The organism is Collinsella sp. LCP21S3_D3 (genome assembly GCF_052118305.1).
Taxonomy (GTDB): Bacteria; Actinomycetota; Coriobacteriia; order Coriobacteriales; family Coriobacteriaceae; genus Collinsella.
In genome coordinates, this window is the sequence record NZ_JBQKHK010000035.1 from 1 (window position 1) to 3,210 (window position 3,210).

The following is a 3,210-nucleotide window of genomic DNA, read 5'->3' on the forward strand; positions in this document are numbered from 1 at the left end:
CCGCTGCACCCACTGCGGCCAGAGAGAGGACCAATCATGAGCACCAACACCATCACCATCTGCGGCAACCTGACGGACGCGCCCGAGGTCCGCTTCACTCAGGCCGGGGCCGCCGTCGCCACCATGACGGTCGCCCACAATCACCGCCACTACAACAAGAAGACCGGCGACTGGATCGACGGCGACACCACATTCCTGCGCTGCACCGTCTGGCGCGACATGGCCGAGCACGCCGCCGACACCCTCCGCAAGGGCATGCGGGTCATCGTGACCGGTGAGCTCCAGTCGCGCTCCTACGAGGACAAGGAGGGTCAGCGCCGCACCACCTTCGAGCTGTCCGTGGACGACATCGGACCCTCGCTGCGCACCCAGACCGCCATCGTCAACCGCAGCCAACGCGGGCAGGCGACGCAGGTACCGCAGCCCCAGGATGACCCGTGGGCGAGCCAGACCGGAGAGGCACCATTCTGATGCTCACCGCCGTTGACTTTTTCTGCGCCGACGAGCAGACCGAGATCCTGACCGTTCACGGTTGGCGACTGCATGACGAGGTTGAGGTCGGTGACTTGGTCGCCAGTCTGAATGTCGAAACCGGCATCGCTGGGTTTGCCCCCGTCGAGCAGGTTCACCGATTCGACGCGACCGACGAGCGCATGCTCAGAATCCACGGGAAAGGCATCTCGGCGCTCGTTACGGCCGACCACCGGTGGCCCACCTGGGAGCGTAATAGGCGCGGCGGCAGCGCCACGATGCGGTGGCGCACAACCAGGGACCTCACGTCGGAGTCCATGGTCAAGCGCTCAGCCCCGTTCAACCTGCCGAAAGCCTCCGGTGTCCGCAACGAACTGGTGGAGTTGGTCGGATGGGCATGGACCGAGGGTAACTTCCGCGCCCATGGACGGCTACACATCTATCAGTCGCGTAGCCACAACCCGGACAACTGCCGGCGGATCACTGCGGCACTCACCGCCCTATATGGGGCCCCAGGACGCCGCACCGATGGCCGCGCCTACTGGACGGTGAGCGACTGGGGAGACCAGCGCTGCTGGAGGCTGAACCGCGCTGCCGCCGCGCCAGTTGCGGGTGCACTCGTCAACAAGGCCCCTGCTCACGAGTGGATGCTATGCCTCACACAGGCGCAACTCGACCTTCTTATCGAGGTCTCGATGCTGGCGGACGGGACTCGTCGCGTTCGTGACCTGACCCATGAGGCGACTCTGACCCAAGGTGACCCGGATCGGTGCGATGCGTTCCAGTTCGCCGCCATCCTGGCCGGGCACTCCACGTCAGTGCGCACGTGGCACCAGCGGTATCGCGGGACCGAAGTGCCAATGTGGACGGTAGCCCTCATGGGCCGCGACACCGCGAAACCCCTGCGCCAGAACCGGGTGGAGTGGGTCGACCACACGGGCGTCGTTTGGTGCCCCACAGTCGAGCACGGGACGTGGCTGTGTCGTCGCGACGGAAGGGTTCACTGGACCGGCAACTGCGGGATGGGTGGCAGCTCCACCGGCCTCCGCAGCGCCGGATACGACATTAAGGTCGCCGCCAACCACTGGCAGCGAGCGATCGAAACCCACTCCGCCAACCACCCCGACACTGAGCACTTGTGCGCCGACATCTCCGCGATCGACCTGCGCTACCTGCCACGCACCGACGTTCTGTGGGCAAGCCCCATCTGCACCGAGGTATCACCGGCCGGTGGACACCGCAAACGGACGCGACAACTCGACCTGTTCGAGGAACACGGCCACGTCCCCACCGAGGCGTTCGAGCGGACCCGCGTCACATTCTGGGAGGTGATCCGCGCCGCCGAAATCTTCCGCTACCCGCTCGTCATGATCGAGAATGTCGTGGAGGCAGCCCAGTGGGAGCTGTTCGATACATGGCTGGCGGGCATGACCACCCTCGGCTACACCGCCCAGTTCGTCTCCGTCTCCGCAGCTCACATCGGCTCCGACACCAACCCGCCCGCACCGCAGTGGCGAGACCGTATGTACATCGTCTTCAACCGCAAGGGCGTGCCCGCCCCCGACGTGCGGCCGCGACCGCTGGCCTGGTGCGAGAAGTGCGGCACGGACGTGGCAGCCATGCAGTGGTGGAAGCGGCCCGGACGCCACATCGGCAAGTACGACCGCCAGTACATCTACGTCTGCCCCGAGGGCGATCACGGCAGGGTCGAGCCCTACGTCAGGCCCGCCGCATCCGCGATCGACTGGACCGACGTCGGCACGAGGATCGGCGACCGCACCCGACCGCTGGCAGCGTCCACGATGCGCCGAGTCGAGACCGGCCTGGAGATGCTGCTACGCGGCGACTTCGACCGCGACTTTGTGATGAGCGTCAACAACGGCGGGAGCTGTGGACGGCACTTCGGCCCAGCATCCCGACCACTCCCAACCCAGCTCGGCGTCGTGTCCTACCTCATGGGCGGCGCAGGTGACCAGAAGGGCACCAGCGTGCATGCACCGATGCGCACCCAGCGGGCCAGCGGCGCCGACTTCCTCGTCACGCTCCGCAGGCACGCCAAACCATCCAGCACGAGCGACCCACTGGCAACCTTCACAGGCGCTGGCTTCCACCACGGACTCGTTATCCCCTTCCGGCGCGGCTCTCGACCCTACCCCGCCGTCGCCGACCCGCTATCCACGATGGCGACACGAGACCAGCACGGCGTCCTGACGCCGGCGATCAACGTCGAGGACTGCTACTTCCGCATGCTGAAGCCACGGGAGGCAGCCAACGCCCAAGCCTTCCCGAGGCACTACATCATCCACGGCAATCAGGGTGAACAGCAGATGCAGGCCGGGAACGCCGTGGCCGTCAACGTGGCCCACTGGCTGGGTCTCTGTGGCGCACAAGCGCTGGGGGCAGCGGCATGACCACCGCCACCTACGAGTTCGAGCTGCCCCGCGCACTCATCGTGACCGCCAATGACCGCAAACACTGGGCGCGGCAGGCCAGCCTCGTGCGCAACCTCCGCCAGATGGCGGCTGTCACGCAGGGCCACGACCCGCACCAGATGCAGCGCGCCCACCTGACCGTGCACGTCGCCTACCCCGACCGCAGGCGGCGAGACGCCCACAACCTCAACCCGACCATCAAGGCGCTCGTGGATGGTCTCGTGAGCGGCTGCGGCTGGCGTCCGCGCGGCTGGGTGCCGCTCCTGCCCGACGACGACGACACCCACCTCATCGGCCCCGACTGGCG

General features: G+C 66.9%; 3 protein-coding genes. All 3 read left to right on the forward strand.

Annotated elements, in window-relative coordinates:
- The first annotated feature begins 36 nt into the window (after window positions 1–36).
- Window positions 37–471 carry a single-stranded DNA-binding protein gene (gene ssb / locus ACTQ1S_RS09095; RefSeq protein WP_441547546.1) on the forward strand — a complete coding sequence of 145 codons (435 nt, stop codon included), beginning with the start codon at window positions 37–39 and terminating at the stop codon, window positions 469–471.
- A complete protein-coding gene (locus ACTQ1S_RS09100; RefSeq protein WP_441547547.1) occupies window positions 471–2,882 on the forward strand; it encodes a DNA cytosine methyltransferase in 2,412 nt (803 codons plus the stop codon). Before ssb ends, ACTQ1S_RS09100 begins: the two co-directional genes overlap by 1 nt.
- Window positions 2,879–3,210, forward strand: a 332-nt coding sequence (locus ACTQ1S_RS09105) for a hypothetical protein (RefSeq protein WP_441547548.1), incomplete at its 3' end; no start/stop codon positions are given. The genes ACTQ1S_RS09100 and ACTQ1S_RS09105, both read left to right, overlap by 4 nt.